General features: G+C 50.2%; 21 protein-coding genes, 1 tRNA gene, 2 rRNA genes and 1 riboswitch. Of the genes, 3 read left to right on the forward strand and 21 right to left on the reverse strand.

The window, feature by feature from the left end:
• Positions 1 to 54 precede the first annotated feature (54 nt).
• From AC51G0_RS17660 to AC51G0_RS17670, 3 genes are all read right to left on the reverse strand, one after another.
• Positions 55 to 2945: ribosomal RNA gene (locus AC51G0_RS17660) — 23S ribosomal RNA — on the reverse strand.
• Positions 2946 to 3246: 301 nt separating this feature from the next.
• Positions 3247 to 3322: transfer RNA gene (locus tag AC51G0_RS17665), tRNA-Glu, on the reverse strand.
• Positions 3323 to 3421: 99 nt separating this feature from the next.
• Positions 3422 to 4974, reverse strand: a 16S ribosomal RNA gene (locus AC51G0_RS17670).
• Together the 16S and 23S rRNA genes with 1 tRNA gene alongside form the textbook arrangement of a ribosomal RNA operon.
• Positions 4975 to 5468: 494 nt before the next feature.
• Here AC51G0_RS17670 and AC51G0_RS17675 point away from each other — a divergent pair.
• Positions 5469 to 5924: an RNA recognition motif domain-containing protein gene (locus AC51G0_RS17675; RefSeq protein ID WP_496299998.1), complete on the forward strand. Its 456-nt coding sequence runs from the start codon at positions 5469 to 5471 to the stop codon at positions 5922 to 5924.
• Here the strand turns inward: AC51G0_RS17675 and murI are convergent.
• From murI to AC51G0_RS17690, 3 genes are all read right to left on the reverse strand, one after another.
• Positions 5893 to 6681, reverse strand: coding sequence for a glutamate racemase (gene murI / locus AC51G0_RS17680; RefSeq protein WP_496299999.1), 789 nt, complete (start codon positions 6679 to 6681; stop codon positions 5893 to 5895). The two genes, AC51G0_RS17675 and murI, sit on opposite strands and share 32 nt — an antisense overlap.
• Before the next feature lie 86 nt (positions 6682 to 6767).
• Positions 6768 to 7433, reverse strand: coding sequence for a Dph6-related ATP pyrophosphatase (locus tag AC51G0_RS17685; RefSeq protein WP_496300000.1), 666 nt, complete (start codon positions 7431 to 7433; stop codon positions 6768 to 6770).
• 52 nt (positions 7434 to 7485) lie between these two features.
• Positions 7486 to 9360, reverse strand: coding sequence for a TonB-dependent receptor domain-containing protein (locus AC51G0_RS17690; protein ID WP_496300001.1), 1875 nt, complete (start codon positions 9358 to 9360; stop codon positions 7486 to 7488).
• Positions 9361 to 9400: 40 nt separating this feature from the next.
• Positions 9401 to 9625, reverse strand: a riboswitch (cobalamin riboswitch).
• A 148-nt stretch (positions 9626 to 9773) separates the two neighbouring features.
• Between AC51G0_RS17690 and trmA the strand changes: the two genes are divergently transcribed.
• Positions 9774 to 10880 carry a tRNA (uridine(54)-C5)-methyltransferase TrmA gene (trmA, locus tag AC51G0_RS17695; RefSeq protein WP_496300002.1) on the forward strand — a complete coding sequence of 369 codons (1107 nt, stop codon included), beginning with the start codon at positions 9774 to 9776 and terminating at the stop codon, positions 10878 to 10880.
• Between the two features lie 96 nt (positions 10881 to 10976).
• Here the strand turns inward: trmA and AC51G0_RS17700 are convergent, their stop codons facing one another.
• Complete coding sequence (locus AC51G0_RS17700) at positions 10977 to 11351, reverse strand: YijD family membrane protein (RefSeq protein ID WP_496300003.1); 375 nt, start codon at positions 11349 to 11351, stop codon at positions 10977 to 10979.
• A gap of 22 nt (positions 11352 to 11373) precedes the next feature.
• Positions 11374 to 12006: an HTH-type transcriptional repressor FabR gene (gene fabR, locus AC51G0_RS17705; protein WP_496300004.1), complete on the reverse strand. Its 633-nt coding sequence runs from the start codon at positions 12004 to 12006 to the stop codon at positions 11374 to 11376.
• A gap of 325 nt (positions 12007 to 12331) precedes the next feature.
• Between fabR and sthA the strand changes: the two genes are divergently transcribed.
• On the forward strand, positions 12332 to 13747 hold the full coding sequence (gene sthA / locus AC51G0_RS17710; RefSeq protein WP_496300005.1) for a Si-specific NAD(P)(+) transhydrogenase: 1416 nt from the start codon (positions 12332 to 12334) through the stop codon (positions 13745 to 13747).
• 50 nt (positions 13748 to 13797) lie between these two features.
• Here sthA and cysQ read toward each other — a convergent pair whose 3' ends face one another.
• From cysQ to gspD, 13 genes are all read right to left on the reverse strand, one after another.
• On the reverse strand, positions 13798 to 14631 hold the full coding sequence (gene cysQ, locus AC51G0_RS17715; RefSeq protein WP_496300006.1) for a 3'(2'),5'-bisphosphate nucleotidase CysQ: 834 nt from the start codon (positions 14629 to 14631) through the stop codon (positions 13798 to 13800).
• Positions 14632 to 14640: 9 nt separating this feature from the next.
• Positions 14641 to 15192: an ADP compounds hydrolase NudE gene (gene nudE, locus AC51G0_RS17720; RefSeq protein WP_496302007.1), complete on the reverse strand. Its 552-nt coding sequence runs from the start codon at positions 15190 to 15192 to the stop codon at positions 14641 to 14643.
• A 156-nt stretch (positions 15193 to 15348) separates the two neighbouring features.
• Positions 15349 to 16107 (reverse strand): type II secretion system protein N, encoded by a 759-nt coding sequence (locus tag AC51G0_RS17725; RefSeq protein ID WP_496300007.1) that lies wholly within the window; start codon positions 16105 to 16107, stop codon positions 15349 to 15351.
• Between the two features lie 2 nt (positions 16108 to 16109).
• On the reverse strand, positions 16110 to 16586 hold the full coding sequence (locus AC51G0_RS17730) for a type II secretion system protein M (protein ID WP_496300008.1): 477 nt from the start codon (positions 16584 to 16586) through the stop codon (positions 16110 to 16112).
• Positions 16583 to 17860: a type II secretion system protein GspL gene (gene gspL / locus AC51G0_RS17735; protein ID WP_496300009.1), complete on the reverse strand. Its 1278-nt coding sequence runs from the start codon at positions 17858 to 17860 to the stop codon at positions 16583 to 16585. Before gspL ends, AC51G0_RS17730 begins: the two co-directional genes overlap by 4 nt.
• Positions 17829 to 18836 carry a type II secretion system minor pseudopilin GspK gene (gene gspK / locus AC51G0_RS17740; RefSeq protein ID WP_496300010.1) on the reverse strand — a complete coding sequence of 336 codons (1008 nt, stop codon included), beginning with the start codon at positions 18834 to 18836 and terminating at the stop codon, positions 17829 to 17831. Before gspK ends, gspL begins: the two co-directional genes overlap by 32 nt.
• The gene (gene gspJ / locus AC51G0_RS17745; protein WP_496300011.1) at positions 18836 to 19507 is read right to left on the reverse strand and encodes a type II secretion system minor pseudopilin GspJ; all 672 of its coding nucleotides are present in this window, start codon (positions 19505 to 19507) and stop codon (positions 18836 to 18838) included. The genes gspK and gspJ overlap by 1 nt, the downstream gene beginning before the upstream one ends.
• Positions 19494 to 19856: a type II secretion system minor pseudopilin GspI gene (gspI, locus tag AC51G0_RS17750; RefSeq protein WP_496300012.1), complete on the reverse strand. Its 363-nt coding sequence runs from the start codon at positions 19854 to 19856 to the stop codon at positions 19494 to 19496. The genes gspJ and gspI overlap by 14 nt, the downstream gene beginning before the upstream one ends.
• Positions 19853 to 20443 carry a type II secretion system minor pseudopilin GspH gene (gene gspH / locus AC51G0_RS17755; RefSeq protein WP_496300013.1) on the reverse strand — a complete coding sequence of 197 codons (591 nt, stop codon included), beginning with the start codon at positions 20441 to 20443 and terminating at the stop codon, positions 19853 to 19855. The genes gspI and gspH overlap by 4 nt, the downstream gene beginning before the upstream one ends.
• 28 nt (positions 20444 to 20471) lie before the next feature.
• Positions 20472 to 20906 (reverse strand): type II secretion system major pseudopilin GspG, encoded by a 435-nt coding sequence (gene gspG / locus AC51G0_RS17760; protein WP_496300014.1) that lies wholly within the window; start codon positions 20904 to 20906, stop codon positions 20472 to 20474.
• A 24-nt stretch (positions 20907 to 20930) separates the two neighbouring features.
• Entirely contained in the window at positions 20931 to 22151 is a 1221-nt protein-coding gene (gspF, locus tag AC51G0_RS17765) for a type II secretion system inner membrane protein GspF (RefSeq protein ID WP_496300015.1), read from the reverse strand.
• A gap of 3 nt (positions 22152 to 22154) precedes the next feature.
• Positions 22155 to 23657, reverse strand: coding sequence for a type II secretion system ATPase GspE (gene gspE / locus AC51G0_RS17770; protein WP_496300016.1), 1503 nt, complete (start codon positions 23655 to 23657; stop codon positions 22155 to 22157).
• Entirely contained in the window at positions 23657 to 25669 is a 2013-nt protein-coding gene (gspD, locus tag AC51G0_RS17775; RefSeq protein WP_496300017.1) for a type II secretion system secretin GspD, read from the reverse strand. Before gspD ends, gspE begins: the two co-directional genes overlap by 1 nt.
• Positions 25670 to 25688 lie beyond the last annotated feature (19 nt).

The raw sequence follows: 25688 nt of genomic DNA on the forward strand, positions 1-25688 counted from the left end.
TCTCGCGCTTACATTCAAGCGTTCGTGGAGTCCAAAAAACCCCTTGGGTGTTGTATGGTTAAGCCTCACGGGCAATTAGTACAGGTTAGCTCAATGCCTCGCAGCACTTACACACCCTGCCTATCTACGTCGTAGTCTCCAACAACCCTTTAGGATACTTAAAGTATCAGGGATGACTCATCTCAGGGCTCGCTTCGCGCTTAGATGCTTTCAGCGCTTATCGATTCCGAACTTAGCTACCGGGCAATGCTACTGGCGTAACAACCCGAACACCAGAGGTTCGTCCACTCCGGTCCTCTCGTACTAGGAGCAGCCCCCTTCAATCATCCAACGCCCACGGCAGATAGGGACCGAACTGTCTCACGACGTTCTAAACCCAGCTCGCGTACCACTTTAAATGGCGAACAGCCATACCCTTGGGACCGACTTCAGCCCCAGGATGTGATGAGCCGACATCGAGGTGCCAAACACCGCCGTCGATATGAACTCTTGGGCGGTATCAGCCTGTTATCCCCGGAGTACCTTTTATCCGTTGAGCGATGGCCCTTCCATTCAGAACCACCGGATCACTATGACCTGCTTTCGCACCTGCTCGAATTGTCATTCTCGCAGTCAAGCGGGCTTATGCCATTGCACTAACCTCACGATGTCCGACCGTGATTAGCCCACCTTCGTGCTCCTCCGTTACTCTTTGGGAGGAGACCGCCCCAGTCAAACTACCCACCAGGCACTGTCCGCACCCCCGATAAGGGGGCGACGTTAGAACATCAACACTACAAGGGTGGTATTTCAAGGACGGCTCCACCATATCTAGCGACATGGTTTCAAAGCCTCCCACCTATCCTACACATGTAGGGTCAATGTTCAGTGCCAAGCTGTAGTAAAGGTTCACGGGGTCTTTCCGTCTAGCCGCGGGTACACAGCATCTTCACTGCGATTTCAATTTCACTGAGTCTCGGGTGGAGACAGCGTGGCCATCATTACGCCATTCGTGCAGGTCGGAACTTACCCGACAAGGAATTTCGCTACCTTAGGACCGTTATAGTTACGGCCGCCGTTTACCGGGGCTTCGATCAAGAGCTTCGACCGAAGTCTAACCCCATCAATTAACCTTCCGGCACCGGGCAGGCGTCACACCGTATACGTCATCTTTCGATTTTGCACAGTGCTGTGTTTTTAATAAACAGTTGCAGCCACCTGGTATCTGCGACTCCCAGTAGCTCCATCCGCAAGGGACTTCACCGCCAGGAGCGTACCTTCTCCCGAAGTTACGGTACCATTTTGCCTAGTTCCTTCACCCGAGTTCTCTCAAGCGCCTTGGTATTCTCTACCTGATCACCTGTGTCGGTTTGGGGTACGATTGCTTACAACCTATCGCTTAGAGGCTTTTCCCGGAAGCATGGCATCAATGACTTCATCACCGTAGTGACTCGACATCGGGTCTCAGCCTTAAGATGGTCCGGATTTACCTAAACCATCAGCCTACACCCTTGAACCAGGACAACCGTCGCCTGGCCCACCTAGCCTTCTCCGTCCCCCCATCGCAGTTATAAGCAGTACAGGAATATTAACCTGTTTCCCATCGACTACGCCTTTCGGCCTCGCCTTAGGGGTCGACTTACCCTGCCCCGATTAACGTTGGACAGGAACCCTTGATCTTCCGGCGAGGGAGTTTTTCACTCCCTTTATCGTTACTCATGTCAGCATTCGCACTTCTGATACCTCCAGCAAACCTTACGATTCACCTTCAACGGCTTACAGAACGCTCCCCTACCCAATGCAGTAAACTGCATTGCCGCAGCTTCGGTGTATAGCTTAGCCCCGTTAAATCTTCCGCGCAGGCCGACTCGACCAGTGAGCTATTACGCTTTCTTTAAATGATGGCTGCTTCTAAGCCAACATCCTGGCTGTCTGAGCCTTCCCACATCGTTTCCCACTTAGCTATAACTTTGGGACCTTAGCTGGCGGTCTGGGTTGTTTCCCTCTCCACGACGGACGTTAGCACCCGCCGTGTGTCTCCCGGATAGTACTTACTGGTATTCGGAGTTTGCAAAGGGTTGGTAAGTCGGGATGACCCCCTAGCCTTAACAGTGCTCTACCCCCAGTAGTATTCGTCCGAGGCGCTACCTAAATAGCTTTCGGGGAGAACCAGCTATCTCCAGGTTTGATTGGCCTTTCACCCCTAGCCACAAGTCATCCGCTAATTTTTCAACATTAGTCGGTTCGGTCCTCCAGTAAGTGTTACCTCACCTTCAACCTGCCCATGGCTAGATCACCTGGTTTCGGGTCTAATCCTAGCAACTGTACGCCCAGTTAAGACTCGGTTTCCCTACGGCTCCCCTATACGGTTAACCTTGCTACTAAAATTAAGTCGCTGACCCATTATACAAAAGGTACGCAGTCACACCACGAAGGTGCTCCTACTGCTTGTACGTACACGGTTTCAGGTTCTATTTCACTCCCCTCACAGGGGTTCTTTTCGCCTTTCCCTCACGGTACTGGTTCACTATCGGTCAGTCAGGAGTATTTAGCCTTGGAGGATGGTCCCCCCATGTTCAGACAGGATATCACGTGTCCCGTCCTACTCGATTTCACTAAAAGCGCGCTGTCGGCTACGGGGCTATCACCCTTTACTGCTGTGCTTTCCAGCACATTCGCCTAACATGCAACTAGCTTAAGGGCTAATCCGGTTTCGCTCGCCGCTACTGCCGGAATCTCGGTTGATTTCTGTTCCTCGGGGTACTTAGATGTTTCAGTTCCCCCGGTTCGCCTCGCTACGCTATGTATTCACGTAGCGATACTGGCTTATGCCAGTGGGTTTCCCCATTCGGAAATCCCAGTCTCAAGTGGCTTTTACTGCCTAAACTGGGCTTATCGCAAGTTAATACGTCCTTCATCGCCTCTGACTGCCAAGGCATCCACCGTGTACGCTTAGTCACTTAACCATACAACCCCAAGGAGTTTTTTATTTTCACTTTTCAAAAAAGTGAAGACAAAAGCGTATGTTCAAACAACCAAGGTTTATCTCTCTGATAAGGAGAGAATTGGTTTTTCGCCGGACTCTACACAAGACACTTGAATGTGTTTGCTTGAGAACTCGTTTCATCTCTCGATGAAACATTTTAATTCAACTCACTGAGTTGAATTTACTAGTCAGCTTTCCAGATTGTTAAAGAGCATGTGTTTCGTGATCTCCGAAGAGATTGAACCACTTTCTAACAACATTCTCAGAATGTGTTTAGAAAGTGGCGTCCCGTAGGGGAGTCGAACCCCTGTTACCGCCGTGAAAGGGCGGTGTCCTAGGCCTCTAGACGAACGGGACTAAGTATTTCTGGCTAACGTTGCTGGGCAACGCTAGCGCTCTTTTACATTTCGACCAAGCAATCTGTGTGGACACTGCATAAAACAGCAAGTCTTTAGGTAAGGAGGTGATCCAGCCCCAGGTTCCCCTAGGGCTACCTTGTTACGACTTCACCCCAGTCATGAACCACACCGTGGTAAACGCCCTCCCGAAGGTTAAGCTATCTACTTCTGGTGCAGCCCACTCCCATGGTGTGACGGGCGGTGTGTACAAGGCCCGGGAACGTATTCACCGTAGCATTCTGATCTACGATTACTAGCGATTCCGACTTCATGGAGTCGAGTTGCAGACTCCAATCCGGACTACGACGTACTTTGTGGGATTCGCTCACCATCGCTGGTTGGCAGCCCTCTGTATACGCCATTGTAGCACGTGTGTAGCCCTACTCGTAAGGGCCATGATGACTTGACGTCGTCCCCACCTTCCTCCGGTTTATCACCGGCAGTCTCCCTGGAGTTCCCGCCATTACGCGCTGGCAAACAAGGATAGGGGTTGCGCTCGTTGCGGGACTTAACCCAACATTTCACAACACGAGCTGACGACAGCCATGCAGCACCTGTCTCAGAGTTCCCGAAGGCACGAAACCATCTCTGGTAACTTCTCTGGATGTCAAGAGTAGGTAAGGTTCTTCGCGTTGCATCGAATTAAACCACATGCTCCACCGCTTGTGCGGGCCCCCGTCAATTCATTTGAGTTTTAATCTTGCGACCGTACTCCCCAGGCGGTCTACTTAACGCGTTAGCTCCGAAAGCCACGGCTCAAGGCCACAACCTCCAAGTAGACATCGTTTACGGCGTGGACTACCAGGGTATCTAATCCTGTTTGCTCCCCACGCTTTCGCATCTGAGCGTCAGTCTTTGTCCAGGGGGCCGCCTTCGCCACCGGTATTCCTTCAGATCTCTACGCATTTCACCGCTACACCTGAAATTCTACCCCCCTCTACAAGACTCTAGTCTGCCAGTTCAAAATGCTGTTCCGAGGTTGAGCCCCGGGCTTTCACATCTTGCTTAACAGACCGCCTGCATGCGCTTTACGCCCAGTAATTCCGATTAACGCTCGCACCCTCCGTATTACCGCGGCTGCTGGCACGGAGTTAGCCGGTGCTTCTTCTGTCGCTAACGTCAAGGCATGCAGCTATTAACTACACACCCTTCCTCACGACTGAAAGTACTTTACAACCCGAAGGCCTTCTTCATACACGCGGCATGGCTGCATCAGGGTTTCCCCCATTGTGCAATATTCCCCACTGCTGCCTCCCGTAGGAGTCTGGACCGTGTCTCAGTTCCAGTGTGGCTGATCATCCTCTCAGACCAGCTAGGGATCGTCGCCTTGGTGAGCCGTTACCCCACCAACAAGCTAATCCCACCTGGGCTAATCTTAGCGCGAGAGGCCCGAAGGTCCCCCTCTTTGGCCCGTAGGCATTATGCGGTATTAGCTATCGTTTCCAATAGTTATCCCCCACACTAAGGCATATTCCCAGGCATTACTCACCCGTCCGCCGCTCGCCGCCCTTAACGTCCCCCGAAGGTTCAGTTAAGTCGCTGCCGCTCGACTTGCATGTGTTAGGCCTGCCGCCAGCGTTCAATCTGAGCCATGATCAAACTCTTCAATTAAAGTTTTGTTGTTCCTTTCGGAACGGCTCAATGAATACTGATTGAGTTGCCATTACTAGAAGCTAGTAACGAGAACTCGAATTGACTGTGCCAAATAACCCCTCTCTATAAAGAGAAAAAGTATTTGTATTGGTCACTCAGTTCATTGATAAATCTTTTGACTAATCATTTTACGAGTGCCCACACAGATTGCATGGTAAAATTGTTAAAGAACAAACTGATTGGTTATCGGCTTAAGCTGCCGTATTCCGTGTCAGTGAGGCGGCATTATAGAGACTTCGATCACTCTGACAAGTGTTTTTTTTAAAAAAATCACCACCTGACGATTATTTCAGCTAATGTCATGTAAATGCCTCTAATTTCAACATTAGAGGATCGTCACATTCACCAACTAGCAATTCCAAGTCAATGAAAGTAATATCGATGTGACTCTGTTGTTAAAATAACCAATAAACGCCTTCTCTTATAATATTTATGACGATGTAGCTTTGAATATGAAATTTTCCAAACAAACCATGATAGCAATAGGTGCTATCGCCATTATCGGGGCTTTAGTTTTTAGCTTTCTTCCATTCTCTCCCGGTATTTCCTTTGCTCTAGGTGTCATTACGGCAGTCCTAGCCATAAACCATCTACAAAATACTCAACCATCAACAAGTGATGCCGATGCACCACAAAGCAGCAAAACCCTTTATGTCGGTAACCTGCCGTATCGTGCTAATGAAAACGAAGTGAAGAAACTTTTCTCCGAACATGGCGAAGTATTTGCAGTACGCCTAATGAAAGATAAGCGTACTGGTAAGCGACGTGGATTTGGCTTTGTTGTGATGAACAGTAATGATGCAGATACTGCTATCGAGCAGCTCAACAACAAAGAATATGGGCAACGCACCTTAAAGGTACGAGAAGCCAACGAACCTAAGGCTTCGGATAACCTAGAGATTGAATAGCCTCTAAGTTCATTTCTTGCAGACTATAATTCAGTGCCGCGACATGATTGTTCGCGGCACTGTTGTATGTAAGGTTCAACAGTGATGATGAGACACCTGCATTGTCCCCCAGCAGCGCTTTTACTCTATTCGCGATAGCCGTTCCCGAGTCAATAATATGCACAGGGGAACCAAAGGCTTTCGTTATCTCTTGCTTGATTAACGGAAAATGGGTGCAGCCGAGCACGATGCTATCAACCTTATTCTGCCAAGGGTGAAGTATCTCTGCCAGTTCAGTAATCGAAACGGCCTTTCCTCGCAATTTATCTTCCGCCATTTCCACCAACCTGGTTGAGCCAATACGATACACTTCGCAATCGCTAGCAAACTGTGCCACTAGCTTATTGGTGTAGTCACGTTTTACTGTGGCTGGTGTTGCCAGCAAACCAATTGCTTTTCGCTTACTGATCATTGCAGCAGGCTTAATCGCAGGCACGACTCCGACAACCGGTATTGCTAGCTGCTCACGTAATGACGGCAGCACAATGGTACTAGCCGTATTACAGGCAATAACCACCAGATCGATACCGTGGCGCTGGACTAACAATGACACGATATGCCGGGTACGCTTAATTAACACAGCTTCAGGCAGTTCACCATAGGGAAAGGCGGCATCATCAAAAGCATATATATATTGAAAGCTGGGTAACTGAGCATAGATTTCCTGGTAAACCGAAAGTCCACCCACACCAGAATCAAAAATGAGTACCCGTTTCACTATTCACCACATACCAGAAGCTATTATCAGGGCGCTCATCATACTGCGATCTGGCCTAGATAAAAAATATCTCGGTTAAGGAGTGACTACTTTAGCAAGTGATATCTCTGATAATGGAATCTTTCCTGCCTTTCACAATCCGTGATACGGATCGCTAGCTCACCAGAGAAGCATGGTGCCTTTACAACCAAGGTATGAAATTCTCCATCTTCACCACAGGGGTCAACACCATCTGGTAGCCCAGCAATAAACTCATCGGTGTACCACTTGCCGCAATACCAACCATCAAGCTGGTTGGTATCAACGGTGGTTACCAATGTCTTGATCCCACAATCAAGGATCTCCTGGGCCAGCTCTTTACTGTCACGGCCTAGGAGAGGAAAAACACATTGCCAGCCCGCCGGTTCAATATAGCTACGGCGGTAATCGGCAATACCATTGCAGAACATATCGCCAAATGCGACCGCTTCCACACCTAAGCCGCTATTTCGTAGCCCTTCAAGCACCAGCGACTGATAAACATCATTGGCAGGAAATACTTCGGGCAACTGAATCGTCACTAGCGGCAAACCCACAAGGAAAGCCTGCTGCTTAACCACTTCAATCGGCGTCGCCTGAAAGGGGACTTCGTCTTCAAGGTAAGTAGTATATAGACCAACTACCTCATAGTTCGGATCGTTGAGCAGCTTGATCAGGGTAAGTGTGGAGTCTTTGCCGGAAGACCAGCTGACGATAACTTTGGTTGGTTTCATAGGCATCAATAAAGAAAGCCACCCAGAGGTGGCTTTAATCGTCTATTCAATATCAGAACTGATAAGTCACTGTTGCAAAGTAGCTACGCTCTGCCGAGTTATAACCATAAGCCGTAACGTAATCCTCATCCAACAGGTTGGCTATACGACCTTGTAGAGTCAGGGCATCCGAAATGAAATAGCTTGCCGCTACATCAACCAGATGGTAGTTATCAAGCTTCACTTCTTTGTTAGTAAAAGCATTTGGATCATAATAAGTGTCACGACGGTTACCTTGGTACAGGTAACTCAGTTCAAGCTGGTAGCTATCGGCTAGGTAACTCATGTTCCATTTGAAGGACTCATCAGGCACCCGTTCCAGATCTTTACCATCATTCTCATTTTCATGATCCATGAAATCCAGTGAAACATCATGGTAAACCGCACCGGTAGCAAAGTTTGCTGTTAATTCAACACCTTTGATTCTAACATCATTATTTTCTAGCTGCTCACCCTGGCCCTGGTTTCGGATCTGATTGCTGATAGTGTTATCGTAAACCGCCACACGCCAGTCAAGTACACTATGGCTGCCTTCTAATGCCAGCTCATAACTCTCAGACTCTTCCGGTTCAAGATTAGGATTGCCAAAATCAGGCCAATAGAGTTCATTGAAGGTAGGTGCTTTAAAGCCAGTTCCGACATTAGCAGTCACCCGAAGTCCTTCAACAAAGCGCCAGCCAGCACCTGCCTGCCAAGAGGTATATGAACCATAGTGCTCGTTGTCATCATAACGCACGCTAGCTTCTAGCTGAGTCGCTTCATTATCGCGCCAAAGCGTAATATAACCGGCATCATTACGGCGACTTCCTTTATCGTAAGCTTTATAGCTCGCACTTCCACTGTCCCACAACTTAGAATCAGAGACTTTCTCTTCCAGCAAATCAACACCAAAACCTGCATAGAAATGATTGGCCAGCTGGTAGCTAGAGTTCCAGTTCAACTGGGTACGTTCGGTAACAATAGTGCTACCCGGAGTTTCTCCACCCTTGTTTTCACCTTCGTCCCGATTTACCGCCAGTAACAAGGAAGAGGTCAGCTTATCACTCTCATACTGCAGCTGGCCTGACAAGTTATAAAGAATATAATCAGCTTCCTCGGTCCCCGGCTTGCCTGTCATCCAATCTTTTTGGTAGTCATATTCGGCATGCCCTGAGTGATAGTAGGCATTAACAATAGCCTGCCACTGTTCGTTGATAGCAAAACCAAACTCACCCAATATATCTTTGTTCTTAAAACCATCTTCATCAGGCTGGTTGGTATCCCATGCACCAGATTCAAAATTAGAAACGTCAAAGCCATCCGCCGTTTCAAAGTTCGCAGCAACTTTACCCCATGTTCGATCTGAAGTCTGGCCTGCAAGACTACCTTTAGCCTGGTAATAGCCATCACTGCCCAAACCAGCAGCTAACTGCCCCTGCTGCGCATCCGGCTGAGTAGAAGTAATAATATTGATAACCCCAGCCGTCGCATCTGCACCATATACCGCCGCCCTTGCACCACGGACAAACTCAATACTTTCAATACCGGTCAATGGTAATTGCCCTAGGTTTACGCCACCACTAGTAGCGCTCCCAAGGCGTACGCCATTCATCATGATCAAGACATTCTTACTACCACGTACCATCACGGTAGTGAGCTGGCCATAACCGCCATTAGAATAGACTGTCACCCCCGGCAGACGGCGCAGTACTTCAGAAAGGGATTTTGCCTGGATGGCATCAATCTCTTCTTTGCTCACAACAGAAACAGGTGCGATAACATTTTTGATAGGCTGCTCAAATCGGTTAGCCGTCACCACCATCACTTCATCTGACGAGGTTTCTGCTGCAAAAACTGGAGATTGAAGATACAGCGGGGCCAACGCCACTGCTAAAAGCGTTTTTTTCATTTAATTAGATACCTTAAGTCGCGTTTATTACAAAGCAGCTTATCTGCTTAGTACACTGGTTGGTCTTCGGACTTAAGAGCATGGTTGGACAACCACCTAGGGCAACAACTTCCCACTTCAATTAGCTGTATTGCACAGCTTGCAGAAGCAGTGTTCGGAACTTACGTCCATGTGCTTTCGTTCTCTATCACCGCTGCGCGTCAGTCACGGACTCCCACCGTGTTCCCGGCCTATATAGAGGCTAACCAGCGCACAGCGAATGCTAGTTATCATTTTGATGATTGTCTAGTTTTGTTTGTTATGGCATATAAAGAAAAGTCTCCAGCTACACTTTTATCAGCAACAACACTGGACATCGGTCAACAATGCAATAAAATCTGCGCTCTTATTTTGAGCAGTTTGAGGCACACAAGATGGCATCCACCGCAATTAATCCAGCTGAGTACCAACCACAGCTGGATGAAAAAGCAGAGCGTATTCAAAATATCTTTGCAGATTTTGAAACCCCTGAGCTTGAGGTGTTCGCCTCGCCTGCCGAGCATTACCGCATGCGTGCTGAGTTCCGTGTTTGGCATGAGGGTGAAGACCTTTACTATGTCATGTTCAACCAGGAAACCCGCGAAAAATACCGCGTGGATCAGTTCCCAGCTGCCAGCCGCCTGATCAATGATTTGATGCCATTACTGGTCGATGCCCTAAAACCAGTCAAAGCGCTGCGCCACAAGCTATTCCAGGTTGATTTCCTGTCTACCCTTAGTGGTGAAATCTTGGTATCTATGCTGTACCACCGCCAGCTGGACGATGAGTGGACGACAGAGGCTAAAGCCCTGAAACAGCGCCTAAATGATGAAGGCTTCAACCTGAACTTCATCGGCCGAGCTCGCAAACAAAAGATCGTTTTGGATCAAGAGTTTGTTATCGAAAAGCTGAAGGTTAACGATCGCACTCTGACCTACAAGCAAGTCGAAAACAGCTTTACCCAGCCAAATGGCGAAGTGGCACAGAAGATGCTGGAGTGGGCCGTTGACTGTACCCAAGACAGTGAAGGCGATCTACTGGAGCTATATTGCGGTAACGGTAACTTCTCACTGGCTCTGGCGCAGAACTTTGAGCGTGTACTGGCCACTGAACTGGCGAAACCTTCAGTCGATTCTGCCCAGTACAATATTGCAGTAAATAATATCGACAACGTCCAGATCATCCGTATGTCTGCAGAAGACTTTACCGATGCAATGGAAGGCAAGCGGGAATTCCGTCGCCTGAAAGATCAGAACGTCGACCTGCAGAGCTACAACTGCAACACAATCTTTGTCGATCCGCCACGTTCCGGTATGGATGAAGGCACTTGCCGCATGGTCCAGGGCTATGACCGAATCATGTATATTTCATGCAATCCGGACACGCTCAAAGATAACCTGACTATTCTGTCTGAAACACACCGTGTTACCCGTTTCGCCCTATTCGACCAATTCCCGTATACCCACCATATGGAAGCTGGCGTATTGCTTGAGCGTAAATAACCGCTCACTATGACAATTGCCTAGTGCTCCGTTGAACTCTAGGCAATAGACAACAAAAAAGGCGCCTCAGCGCCTTTTTTTATTATCAATCAGTATTTAAGCTTCAGTCGCTTGTGGTCTTGGTGACATCACGCCTAGCTTGTACACAACCCAGAACAACAGACCTAGGGTGATCATCAGCGGTAGGAAGTTAGAGCCTACATCTGGCGTAAACGCACGCATGAAACCAGAATAACCAAATGCACCAGCCAGGAAGCAGGCAAAAGCAATCGCCGGGGTACCTTCAGACATCGGCTTGCTCAGGTATTCCTGATACAGGCAGTACACTGCCAGACCGAATGCAATAACAGGGAAAACTGAAAACGACACAGTGCCTGAAGTGAATACTGCTAACGTAGCATTACCACATAGGCCTGCTAACAAAGATAGAAGCAATGTTTTACGTTCAGCTTTTACTTGTTCTTTGTTCATATCCTTCACCAACAAAATAAAGTTAGAGTTTCTGCCTGAGCTCACGACGCTCACGCTCTTTACGATACCAATAGGCACCCTTTGCAATCATTCGTAACTGCATGATCAATCTTTCTGCATGCTCGGCTCGAGCATGGCTATCCAGATCCAGTGCATCAGCACCAGAGCTGAATACCAACGTGACTGATGCTTCTGCCTGAATAAAGGCTTCGTCATGATTCACACCGGTTTTGGCTTCTAGGTACTCGGTCAACTCAGCAACAAAGTGCTGGATCTCCCGAGCCACAGCCGCACGAAACGCAGGGGAAGTTCCTGATCGCTCGCGTAAAAGCAACCTAAACACGTTCGGGCTACTTTCAATAAATTCCATGAATGTTTCTACAGAGGTACGGATCACGCTGCCTTCTTCAGCAATGCGCTGACGGGCCTGACGCATCAACTGACGAAGGATCAAACCGCCTTCATCGACCATTGTCAGACCAAGCTCATCCATATCTTTAAAATGACGATAGAAAGATGTCGGTGCAATACCGGCCTCCCGCGCCACTTCACGCAAGCTAAGATTCGAAAAGCTACGTTCTGCACTTAGCTGATTGAATGCAGCATCAATAAGTGAGCGACGGGTTTTTTCTTTTTGCTGAGCCCTAATACCCATGAACCTGTTGTTTCTCTGTAACCTTTTTCTGCAACTATACGCGCTTTTGCTCGCTACTCCAGCGAGAATCGCCATTTTCACGCAATCAGAACATAGTAATTCCTGATATGAGCTGAATCAAAGCAGTAATTTTTACTTTTAGCTACTGGCTCACAAAGTGACTGACTTAACCTTTGCAAACAGGTTTCATCTCGTTTTCAGTGATTTTATGCCCAACAACGTGATCATCACCTATCTATCACCACCCGTTGATTCTACCTACTTCAGGAAAAAGTTAAACTACAGCGACAGCAATGTTGCACGGATGATAAGAAAGGCCTGAACAATGACCCAATCTAAAAAAAAGAATGCCCAGCACTTTGATGCCATCATCATTGGCAGCGGCCCTGGAGGTGAAGGGGCTGCCATGGGGCTTACCAAGGCAGGCTTCAATGTGGCGATCATTGAGCGGGAAGATAGCGTCGGAGGGGGATGTACCCACTGGGGAACCATCCCTTCGAAAGCCCTGCGTCATGCCGTCAGCCGGATCATTGAATATAACCAGAACCCGCTCTACTGCAAAAATAACTCAACCCTGCACAGTACCTTCAGCCAGATCCTTGGCCATGCCCAAGTTGTCGTCAACAAGCAAACCCGAATGCGTCAGGGGTTTTATGATCGCAACCAATGTTCGATTATCTTCGGCGAAGCGAGCTTTATCGACAGCCATACAGTGAAAGTAAAAACAGCAGATGGCAGCCATGAGCTCTACAGTGCCGATACATTTGTCATTGCAACCGGCTCTCGCCCATACCAACCAGCTGATGTCGACTTTTCCCACAGCCGTATTTACAACAGCGATTCAATTCTTCAGCTCAAGCATGATCCCCGTCATATTATCATCTACGGTGCGGGTGTCATCGGTAGTGAGTATGCCTCGATTTTCCGCGGCCTCGGCGTCAAGGTTGACCTGATCAATACCCGTGACCGACTACTGGAATTTCTCGACAATGAAATTTCTGACTCGCTGTCCTACCACCTGTGGAATAGCGGGGCGATGATCCGCAATGGCGAGACCTATGAAAGAATCGAAGGAACCGAAGACGGAGTGATCCTCCACCTGCAATCTGGAAAGAAAATGCGTGCCGACTGCTTATTGTATGCCAATGGCCGTACCGGTAATACTGACCGCCTGAACCTCGTGAAAGTCGGGCTTACCCCGGACTCCCGCGGACAGCTGAAAGTGAACCAGAACTACCGTACCGAGGTTGAGCATGTCTATGCGGTCGGGGATGTGATTGGCTATCCTAGCCTAGCGAGTGCCGCCTATGATCAAGGCCGCTTTGTCGCTCAGGCCATTTCGAACGGGGAAGCCCAGGGACAGCTGATTGACCATATTCCAACCGGGATCTATACCATTCCGGAAATCAGCTCTGTCGGTAAAACCGAGCAGGAATTAACGGCAGAAAAAGTGCCTTATGAAGTGGGCCGATCGCAATTCAAACACCTGGCCCGGGCACAAATCGCCGGGACCGAAGTCGGTAGCCTAAAAATCTTATTCCACCGCGAAACCAAAGAGATCCTGGGGATCCACTGCTTTGGCGAGCGTGCTGCGGAGATCATCCATATCGGGCAGGCGATCATGGAACAAAAAGGGGAAGGTAATACCATCGACTATTTCGTCAATACCACCTTCAATTACCCGACCATGGCAGAAGCTTACCGGGTAGCCGCTTTAAATGGGTTAAATCGTTTGTTCTGATCCCCCCGGATATAGCCATAAAAAACGGAGCAGATGCTCCGTTTTTATTTTTAATGATTTTCCATCAGCCTGTTATCAGGCGTCAGTATCGTTGCCCACGGTAGGGCTTCGTCCCCTAGGGTGATAAAGTTTGGGTTTTCCAGCGTATCCCGCATATTGTAGGACAGCGGAGTCAAATGGGTATTTAAGATCCGTCCTCCTGCCTCTTCAACAATACATTGGGTCGCCGCCGTATCCCACTCCCCCGTTGGCCCAAGGCGTAAATAACAATCCACTGCACCTTCAGCGACTAAGCACGATTTCAGCGCTGCAGAGCCCAACGGGACTAAATCATAATTGAGCGACGGATCTAACCGGTTAGTGATGGCACTGATATCCTGGCGACGGCTGATCGCCACAGCAATAGATTGCGTCGGCAGCTCATGCTTATGGGTAGCAATACGGACAGTTTCACCTTCCGGGGTGATTTTCCATGCCCCTTTACCATGATAGGCATAATACACCACCCCAGATATCGGGGCGTAAACCACACCCATCACCGGTTTATTATTTTCTACCAAAGCAATGATTGTCGCAAAGTCACCACTGCCAGCGATAAACTCCTGGGTACCATCGAGTGGATCCACCAGCCAGTAACGCTGCCACTTGCTCCGCTCTGACAGTGGAATAACTGCGTCTTCTTCAGAAAGTACAGGAATATCCGGTGTCAGCTCAGTTAGCTTTTCTACCACCAGCTTATGTGCTGCCAGATCCGCACTGGTCACCGGGGTATTGTCTGTTTTTATCTGCTTTTCAAACTGGCCACGCTGGTAAATATCGAGGATCACCTGCCCGGAAGCACGGGCAATGTCGATCACTGAAGGTAATAGGTTCGATAAATCCATAACTCGCTCCTACTGTGATAATTGTTTTAATGCGAGAAAAAGGGCGGTGATACTGCGAGCTTCTGCAAAATCGAGATGGTGCAGCAACTCCTCTGCCTGATTGACAGGCCAGCGAACAATTTCCAACGGCTCGGGCTCATCCCCTTCCAGCTGTTCGGGGTACAAATCCTGTGCTAAAAACAGGGTCATACGGCTGGAGAAATAAGACGGTGCCAGTACGACTTCTTTAAGCGGCACCAGCTGGCGGGCACCAAAGCCAATTTCTTCTTTCAGCTCTCGGTTCGCAGCTTCTGCCGCGGCTTCTCCCGGATCAATTAAGCCCTTCGGAAACCCCAGCTCATACTGCTCCGTCCCTGCGGAGTACTCCCGGATCAACAGTAAGTCACCTTCTGCCGTCACGGGAACCACCAATACGGCATGCCGACCACTGGGCTTCATGCGCTCATAGGTACGCTCGATACCATTGGAAAAACGTAAATCAAGCGATTCAATTTTAAATAGCCGAGATTGTGCAACGACTTTCGTTGCCAATATTTCAGGTTTGTTTTTGTCCGCAGCCATGCCGTTGTCCTGTATCACCATCGGATCCCCAGCGGCTGATGCGAACTCGTACAAGCGGATCATCATGCCACTGGGTATTAGCTATTTAAGGGCAATAGCCAGACGAAATAAAGTAAATTTTGGGGAAAGCGTTAAGTTGACTGAAATACTCAACTATTAAAGACGCCCACTGTAGTTGATTTTGTACCGTCCTTTCGGATCCGGGTTGCCTAACCACTTCAGTTGCTGGCCCAGCTGAGGAGGAAATTCTGCGCCCGGCTTAAACCAACCGTTCAAGGTATAACGCTGGTTAGTCGCTAGCTCAGCCTGCCATTCACTCGCCACATCGGCCGATGACTGGTTCACATCAGCCGTCACCTTACCCTGTTCACAATTCAAATCTGCAATCACAGGCCCCGGGTTCAACCCTCCCAGTGGCGAGCTGATAGTCCCCGCCGTCCAAGCCAGCGAGCCATTTAATACCGAGCAGTAAGGCGACTGATACTGATAGTCACGCAATGTAAGCTCCAGGTTTCCGGCAATCGTTGCCGGAACCGGTACCTGAGCATATTTCATCACCTGCTGTGCAGGCAAAGATACCAGCAGGTTCTCTGCAAACGGTCCACTAGCACTATAGCCAACAAGCCCCCGACCATTAAGGCTCATCTCGCTCCCCTGGCCAAAACGGACATTGAATGCCGCTTTGCCCGAAAACAGGGAACCCAAGCTCATATCCCATTGCAGGTGCCCGAAGTTCTGCCCCTGCCACTGAACCTGCGTGGCCATTCCCTGCCACGGCGTACCACTTAGACCTGATACGCTCAATCCTCTAACGGGTGGAACCTGCTGCCAAACCCAACTAGCAGGAACATGAGCGACCAGGCTGGTCATTAACACAGCGCCAAACGAGACACCTAATCCTAACTTATACTTCACTGCTATCCTCGGCCCAGCTGTAAACGGCTCACTTCGACCATACCGGCACTGTCGGCTTTTGATACATCCAGAAACTGGGTATCAATACCGTGTTCATCCTTCAGGAAAGCCAGCCAATTTACCAATGTATTAAAAGGCAAGGGCTTAACCCAAACCTGCACCGCTTCGCTGCGGGGCTGCATCCGGATCAATTCAATCCGGAACCGGCGGGTCGTTTCATTCACCACCTGATTCAACCCTTTATTGCTGACAGATCCCGTGGAGCCAGACTGGCCGCGAAGGGTGGTGATCTCATCAGCCTTGGTACTGACCCAGCTCAGTAACTGACGTTCGTTCTGCAGGCGGTTCTCAGCCTCCACAGCCCGATTAGCTAGCGGTTGCCAGAGCCCCCAGTAGAGTACAGCGATAATTAACGCGCCTCCGCCGCCTAGCACCAGGCGCTGTTCACGGGCACTTAAGGCTTTCCACCACGCGTTCATGATTTTCTCCTTAGCACTACAGCGCCAGTTACCTGATTGCCTTCTTTATTCAGCTGCCCTTGCTGCACTTCAAATTTTTCCGCCAATAGCGTGCGTAGTTGTTCAAAATGCTGGAACTCAGCGGCACTTGCCTGAAAGCGCAACTCGTCACGGTTTTGGTCATATTTCAAATTCTGGACAGTCAATTGCGATACCTTGCTCAATGCAGGCTTGAGCTGAGCGAGCCATGGCAACAACCCCTGTTCGCTATCGGCTCCTCCCAGGCGAGCCAGTTCACTGTTCATCTGGCGCTTTAAGTAACTCTGCGATGGAACACGCTTATACTGGGGCAGCACTTGGCGGAAGATACGTTCACTTTCGGCTTTATAGGCAAGGGCTTGGCTTTCCATATGCTGAACAGATACGACATGTTCGGCAACAACTGCAACCAATACCAGGCCAGCGGCTATGGCGACTTTACGCCATGGCTTGAGATGCTTTCGCCACGCGGCTTGCTGCTTATAAGGCCCGGATAACAAATTCGCCTTGCTGCTCTCTGCTCCCAGAGCCAGCAGCTGCATCACCAGCTCCGGCGTTTGGGCCTGCCACTTACCCGGCGCTCCCTTCGGCGCTGGCGTGTAATGACGGATCAGCAGTGTCGGCGCTTCTGCCTCTTCTTCTAAAGCCTGTTCTTCAGCCTCTGAATCCTCTGTCTCATCACCAACCATCTCTGCTGCAATCGGGACTTTCTGAGCCAATAACCAAGCATCCAGCCATGAGGCTTCCGCGCAGATCCCCAGAGCTTCTGACTGGCGGATCAACCATTGACCTTCAAGCTCAGCGGCACTATAGCTGTCGCTAAACAGAGGCAAGCACAGGCAATCAGGCAGAAGTTTCTTCACTTCGATACCAGCTTCATTAAGTGCTGCTAACCAAGCTTGTACTTTGCGATGTTCAACAACAGCGACATGCGCCGTATTGCCATCCCGCTTAAGCAAGTGGACATGCAATGAATCGACATCCTGTGCCAGCTCTTCTTCCAGCAGGTATGGCAGTACAGCGGCCAATTGCCGGCCGCTGCCAGCCGGGATCGCAACTTCAGTCAATAACACATCACCCGTAGGGATCAGTGCAAAGACCGGACGCTGGGCAGCATACTCTGTCAGCTCGTTTAACTGAGCAAGACTGGCAAGCTGGCCAGATGCAATCACTTCTTTCTGCTGTGGCGACCAGACCAGCCATTGCACCGGCTGTTCAGGCCGGCTACTTAGCCTTATCGTCAGAAATTCGCTCACTGATTCCTCCATAACGGCGACGTATTACTGTCACCTTTTCTTGGCCATCACGTTTGAGTAAGGCCACTAATCTAACTCTGGACCTGTCGACCAGGATCTCTGTGTCCAGTTGAAAATAATCGCTGCTCACGGCCAAATGATCATTAGCTCGCTTTTTCGCGTCGGCGCCCAAGCGGGCGATAGTGGCCTCAGCCATAAAATCTTCGACGTTCTGCCAACCGTCATAAGGGCGGTCGGCTATCAGCTTCTGGGCATCGGACAAGGACAGCTCAGGCGCAAACAAGCCAACCAACAGTGCCGCCTGGTGCTCGTAGAGTGTATTGACATTGAGCACCATATCCGTCGTTGGAATAGCACAAAGCAGTGGTTTTACTTTGTTATAAATCTGCGCACTAACTCCGTTGACCGCCCTAAACTCGCTGATATCGGCCATCAGGTCTGTGGGGGGCAAGTAAGGGGGCTGAAATCCTTCATAAGTACTGTCACCGGCACCAAATGATGAATTAATGCCCTCGGCCGGATCAACAAACTCCCAGCTTGAATCTGCGACCACTTCAGCGTCATAGCTTTCAACGCCGACTTCTTCCAATATTGACTGCAGGTAGCTAACCAGAAAGGGCTTTTTGGTGCGGTCTGCTTCAAGCGGCAGCCCGGACAGGGCATTGAGGTTAAAACAAGCCTGGCGATCAATAATATCGCCGATTGCCTCTCCGCCTTCCAGCGGGTAACGTTGGCCTTGCGTGGCCCAGGCCTGGCTCAGATTCACCGTATCGCTGTCATCAATTCCTTGTTGGATGGCGATCTTACCCAGCTCTTCCATCCCCAACGCATACCAATAGGCCTGCTGGTTCTGCACCTGGTTTTCTACCCGATAGAAATTAAGTTGTAAGCGCTCGCTCATCTGAGCCGCAAGCAGGGTCATCAACGCCAGCAGCATCAGCACGACAATCAGGGCTACCCCTCTTTGCTGCTTCATTAGCTGCCCTCCTGCTCTGTTGCACTCAATGCGGAGGTTGGCAGCATGTACACCCGTTCAATTTCGCCGAAATCTTCCAGCGTCAATTGGATCATAATCCCCTCAGGCAAAGCGGCAGCCTGAGCCCACTCTTTCTGCCATTTCTGTTTACTATAGAAACGAAAAGAGAGCTTGGTTACCTTGGCCAGAACCTGGCGGATCAGCGGCTCGCTGCCCACGACAGTATCCGGATAACGAAACCACACCCGCTCAAGGGTATCTTCGACAATACGGTAACCGACCCGGACATTTTCACCACGCGGAAACATCTGCTGGGGATTCTGCCAACCGGTACGGGTAAACATAATGCCCTGGCTAGATGAATCAAGCAGGTACTCACCGCTGAGCAATAACTTGTCACTGGGCGCCTCGCCCTGATTACGGGTTTTCCTGGCAACAATCTGACGAAAGTCATTATCCATCATCACCATTGCACGCTGGATTTCCTGCAACCGGGCATTGTGCTCCCGCGACTGCTGATCGCTAAGCTGGACGCCATTCATCACCTGGTAAGCCGACAGGCTCAACATGGCAAACACTGCAATGGCAACCAAGACCTCCAGCAACGTAAACCCCTGCTGGCGTGATCCCTTCGGCATAGTAGGTATGATCTGACGGTTAATTTTCAACATAAGTTCTCAACGTCACTACCGACTGCTTTCTTGCTTGATCGGTGGCTACCGTGACATCCAACGCCCGCAAAAAGCCATCGGCGGTTTTGGTGCTTTTGATTGACCAGTACCACTCGCGGCCAGCCAGTTCCGACTTGCCTTTTTTTTCCGAGGTTGGGATCTGCCCGGACAGGCGCATTTTTGTCAGCTCGTTATCGGCAACCATAGCGGCAAAGGTTTTCTCTTCCAGGTAGCCCAGTGTATTAAGGTGCTGGCTGACTGCCTTCATCACGCTCAGGGCTGCAGTGGCAAATACCGCCAGTGCCACCAGCACTTCGAGCAAGGTCATCCCGCGATTACCCCTTTTCATCGCGAATCCCTTTCTGTCTGGCTTTTGATGGTATCTCCAGGGGCCAATAGAAATAACTGCCCCAGCTCATCAGCCTGAACTCGCCAAAACTGATTTTCGCCATCGATTTCAAATTCCAGGGTAAAAGGTGTGTATTCACCACTGGCCATTACCACCACCTGCGGCGGTTTTATCTTTTTCTTGTCAGTTTGTTCAGCAAACAAGTCTTCATCAAACAGCGAACCCGGCTTGAACAAACGATCTTTGTCCTGCCAGGAGTAGCCGCCAATTTCCACTCTCAGCTTGATGTCTTCATCCATTTCCACTTCGGTGAAAAAGCGCGACTCCTGCACAGGTTGCCAATCCTGACTGGTTAGCTGAAGAAACTGATAACGATTTCGCTCAACCCGGACACCATAATCGATGCCATTGAGCAGTGCGTCTTCCCCGAGTAGCTGAACCAAATGATGAAAACGTGCAGCCTCATCTTTTACTTTGTCTTCCTTGCTTTCAGGCAGCGCGACAATCACCGCCACTGCACTGGATGCAAGCAATACCAACACCAGTAAAATTTCAATTAAGGTAAAACCTGCCGCACGTTTCTTCATTCAATTCGTCTCTGAACAGTTCCAGCGATTAGTAGTCCAGCATGTTCCAGTTGCCGATATCGGTATTCACCTCTTCACCGCCTTCCTGGCCATCAGCACCCAGGCTGAAAACATCAACCGCGCCATGCTCACCCGGCATTACGTAGTTATATTCATTGCCCCAAGGGTCTTTTGGCAGACGCTTGATATAACCACCGTTACGGTAGTTACGAGGTTCAGGGCTCGATGACGGCATAGACACTAGTGCATCCAGACCTTGGTCAGTGCTTGGGTAGACGCTGTTATCCAGCTTGTACATATCCAGAGCCTGCTCCAGGGCACTGATATCGGTGACGACCTTCTGCTGGTCAGCTTTTTCTTTGTTACCAAGCAAGTTCGGGACAACCAGGCTGGCCAGCACCCCCAAGATAACAATAACTACCATCACTTCCAGCAGCGTAAAGCCACGTTGTTTGCGTTGCATTAAAAAGACCTCCAAAGGAAAAAACTACATGCCAACCATGTTGTTCAAAGCAATGATTGGCATCAGGGTGGCAATCACGATAAACATCACGATACCAGCCATAGCGACAATTAATAAAGGTTCAAAAATCCCCAGCGCCATATTAACCAGCGACTCAAAGTCACGGTCCTGATTATCGGCTGCCCGGGTTAACATCTGCTCTAACTCACCACTGCGTTCACCACTGGCGATCATATGCAGCATCATTGGCGGGAATAACTTGGTTTGTTCAAGGGATACACGCAAGCTTGCTCCTTCACGGACCTTATCAGCCGCTTCAAGTACCTGCTTGTTAACCCAAGTATTGGTCATCACATCCGATGCCACCTTCATTCCTTCGAGCAAAGGGATCGCACTGGATGTACAGATTGAAAGGGTTCGAGCAAACCGTGACGTGTTCAGCCCGCGGGCCACTTTGCCGATCACCGGAAGTCCCATCACCCAGCGATCCCAGCGCAAGCGGAAATCAGGCTTTCTCAATGCCGCTTTCAGCAACATGATCACGCCAACAATGGCGACCACGACAGCTAGCCCCCAATTCTGAACAAAGTTACTGGCAGCCAGCAGCACCTCGGTGATCGTCGGCAGCTGCTGTCCCATCTGGACAAACTGATCAACAATTTTTGGTACCACCGTGGCCAGCAAAAACGCAACCACAGAGACCGCAACCAAGGTTAGCATCGTTGGATAGATCATCGCCTGCTGCAGTTTGCTGCGCATCTGCTGGCGGTTTTCGGTGTAATCAGCCAATCGGTTCAAAACTGTATCTAGGTGACCCGATTTTTCACCGGCCGCCACCATGGCGCGAAACAGCTGATCAAAGATATGGGGATATTCTGCCATGCTGTCTGACAGGGTATACCCTTCGACCACGCGAGAGCGGACGGCCAGAAGCATGTTTTTCAGACGAGGCTTCTCGCTCTGCTCAGCGACCGCTTTGAGGCACTCCTCCAATGGCATTGACGCCTGGACCAAGGTCGCCAGCTGGCGAGTGATCAATGACAGCTCAGCGGTACTGATCCCGCGGCGAAACTGGAAGCCACCACTGGCTTTCTTCTTTTCCCGCTCATGGCTCTGGGCAACATCGACCGGGATCAGCCCCTGCTCACGCAGCTGCTGGCGTACCTGGCGGGCTGTATCGCCTTCCAGTACTCCCTTTTTCTGCCGCCCCTTACCATCGAGGGCTTTATATTCAAACGCAGCCATCTATCACCCCTCCCTCGTGACTCGCATCACTTCTTCTAGGGTAGTGGCACCTGCCCTGACTTTTTCCAGGCCATCATCACGAATACTTGGCGTATGCGCCCGGATGGCTTTCTCAATCGCCAGCTCACCGACTTCGGCATGGATCAGCTCCTGCACATTCTCGTCAATCAGCAACAGCTCATGAATCCCCGTTCGCCCGCGGTAGCCCTTGTTGTTACAGGCTTCACAGCCAACTGCACGGTATAGTGTCAATGGCTCGGCCTCGGTCAGACCAAACAGCTTCTTCTGCTCCGCATCGGCTTCATAGGGTTCACGGCAGCTCTTGCACAAGGTACGCACCAAGCGCTGGGCCAAGACACCCAACAAAGACGATGAAACAAGAAATGGTTCAATCCCCATATCACGCAAGCGGGTAATGGCGCCCACAGCGGTATTGGTGTGCAACGTAGACAACACCATGTGACCCGTCAGGGAGGCCTGGACGGCAATCGAGGCGGTTTCCAAGTCTCGAATTTCCCCGACCATCACCACATCGGGATCCTGGCGCAAAATAGCCCGTAGTCCTCGGGCAAAGGTCATATCTACCTTGGCGTTAACCTGGGTCTGGCCGATACCGTCAATATCAAATTCAATCGGGTCTTCAACCGTCAGGATATTGCGCTCCTGGCCATTGAGCTCTTGCAAGCCGGCATACAAGGTCGTCGATTTACCCGAGCCCGTTGGGCCGGTAACCAGAATGATCCCGTGCGGGCGCTGGATAATACGCTGGAAATTCTTGTGATTGCCCGGCGTCATACCCAAGCTATACAAATCGAGACGGGTGGCGTTCTTATCGAGCAGACGCAAGACCACTCGCTCACCGTGTGATGACGGCATGGTCGAGACACGAACGTCGACAGCCCGGCCGCCAATACGCAGCGAAATACGACCATCCTGCGGCACCCGCTTCTCAGCAATATCGAGCCGCGCCATGACCTTAATACGCGACACTAAAAGCGGCGCAAGTTTGCGGCTCGGCTGCAGCACTTCACGCAGCACGCCATCAACCCGGAAGCGGATCGACAGCACCTTTTCAAAGGTTTCAATGTGGATATCCGACGCAGCTTCTTTGATCGCCTCTGCCAGCATCGCATTAATCAATTTGATAATGGGTGCATCGTCTTCAGATTCCAGCAGATCTTCCGTTTCCGGCAACTCTTCAGCCAGCGAGAAGAAATCATCGCTATCCGAACCCAGATCCTCCATCAACTGGCGGGCTTCCGATGAATCCCGCTGATAGGCATCAGTCAGCTTGAGTTCGAACTCTTTCTCAGTCAGCTCCTGCGGAATAAACGCCCCGCCCGCGACGCGGCGCACTTCTGCCAGTACCGGTGCCGCCAGGCGGCCACTATAGAACAGGACCCAGCCCTGTTCGGCAGACTCAAGCACCACCCGGTGGCGCTTGGCAAATGAGAAGGGCAGACGAAACAAAGGCTGAAATTCAGCAACCGGGTGATCTGCTTCCATTACTGAGTCTCCAGCTGGGCAACAAAGGCACGCACTTCCGGCGGTAGTGAAATATCTTCACCATATTTCGGCAATACCGGCATCTGTGCATCCGGCATCAGACGTAAGCCTTGGTCAGCTCGATACAACTGCTCCGCTCGAATATAGTTGTATTTACGCTGGGTAATACCATCAGCCGTCACCCCATCGCGAATGATGGTCGGCTTAATAAATACCATCAGATTGGTCTTGGACTTGGTGGTATTGGTCGACTTAAATAAGTGCCCCAAAATCGGGATGTCGCCCAGAATTGGAATTTTCTGTTCGCTTTCGTCCACCTGCTCCTGGATCAGGCCACCCAGTGCAATCATCTGGCCATCCTGCACCAATACTGAAGTGGTTAACTGGCGTTTGGAAAAACGCACATCCACCGCCCCTTCGGCACCAAGCACATTCGATACTTCCTGCTCAATTTTCAGCTGGACAGAATCACCTTCATTGATCTGTGGCACCACATTCAGCTTGATCCCCACTTCCTTACGCTCAACCGTCTGAAACGGGTTATCGTTATTTGAACTGGATGTCGAACCGGTTACCACCGGCACCTCCTCACCAACAATGAAAGAGGCCTCGCCGTTATCCATCACCGTAATACTCGGCGATGACAAGATATTGGAGTTACGATCCGAGGCCACGGCATTGACTAACGCCGTCCAGTCCCCCATCACGATACCCAGTGCCGCACCGTTAACGCCGCTCAGTACACTTCCTAGGGTACTAAAATCACCTTGTGTATCTGGATTTTGAGTTACAACTCCACTTTCAGATACGACAGTTGTACCTTCCACATCCTTCGCTTCTTCCAGACCAATCGCATACTGGGAAATTGGGATACCGGAGTTACCAAACTGAACCACACCAGCATCTAACGAACCCCACTGCACGCCGAAGTTGACACCGTCACCTTCAGCCAGCTCAACGATCATCGCCTCAATCAGTACCTGGGCCCGACGAATATCCAGCTGGGCAATAATATTTTCCAGCGCGCGCATAATATCTGGCGGCGCAGTCATGATCAGCGAGTTGGTATCAACGTGAGCCGAAATCATCACTTCAGCACCGCTGCTTGCCGCCGTCTTCTTGCTGCCACCTTTCTTTTCGGCCTGCAGATTCTCAGACACCCCTTTGAGGACATCGACCAATTCCTCGGCATTGGCATATTTGAGATACACTACCCGGTTATTACCCGAGGTCGCCATTTCTTTGTCCAGCTGACGAATAAGGCGCTTCAAGCGGTTACGCACCTTCGGGTCGCCTGAGAGCAAAACCGAATTAGTACGATCATCAGCCACCAGCTTCGGCCGTAAAAACTGCGGGGTCGACTTGGCATCCGACGATTTATTCAACGCATCCACAATACGAACCATTTCTGCGGCAGAGGCATTGTGCAACTCGACCACGTCAATCTCTTTATCACCGGCACGGTCAACCCGCTCGATAATTTCAGCCAGGCGGTTAACCACCGCCGCACGGCCAGTGATCATGATGATATTGGCCGGGTCATAATGTACAACGTTACCTGCGCCGGCATTATCATTGAGCTGGCGCAGTAATGGAGACAGCTCACGCACCGACACATTGCGGACAGCAATGACGCGCGTGACAACCTGATCCCCCTTAACCTGATCCTTTTCACCAACAACCGGGATCGCCGAAATTTTCGCATCTTTATCACGAATAACCTTCAGCACCCCATTGTCCATTTCAACCACGGCAAAGCCGTAGACTTCCAGTACATTGAGGAAAAACTGGTAATACTGCTCATCATTCAGCAAGTCATAGCTGCGAACATTAACCTGTCCGCGAACAGCAGGATCGACAATGATCGTTTTCTGCAGATTGCGTCCTACAATATTAATGAATTCCTGAATATCGGTTCCTTTGAAGCTGGCACTGAAATCATTTGCCATTGCTGAACTGCACAGCAAGCCTCCTGCCAGCCACAGGGCACTTTTACCCATCCATTTTTTCACAAAAAACTCCTGCTTTATG

The sequence above is a fragment of the Photobacterium sp. HL06 genome (assembly GCF_059552575.1).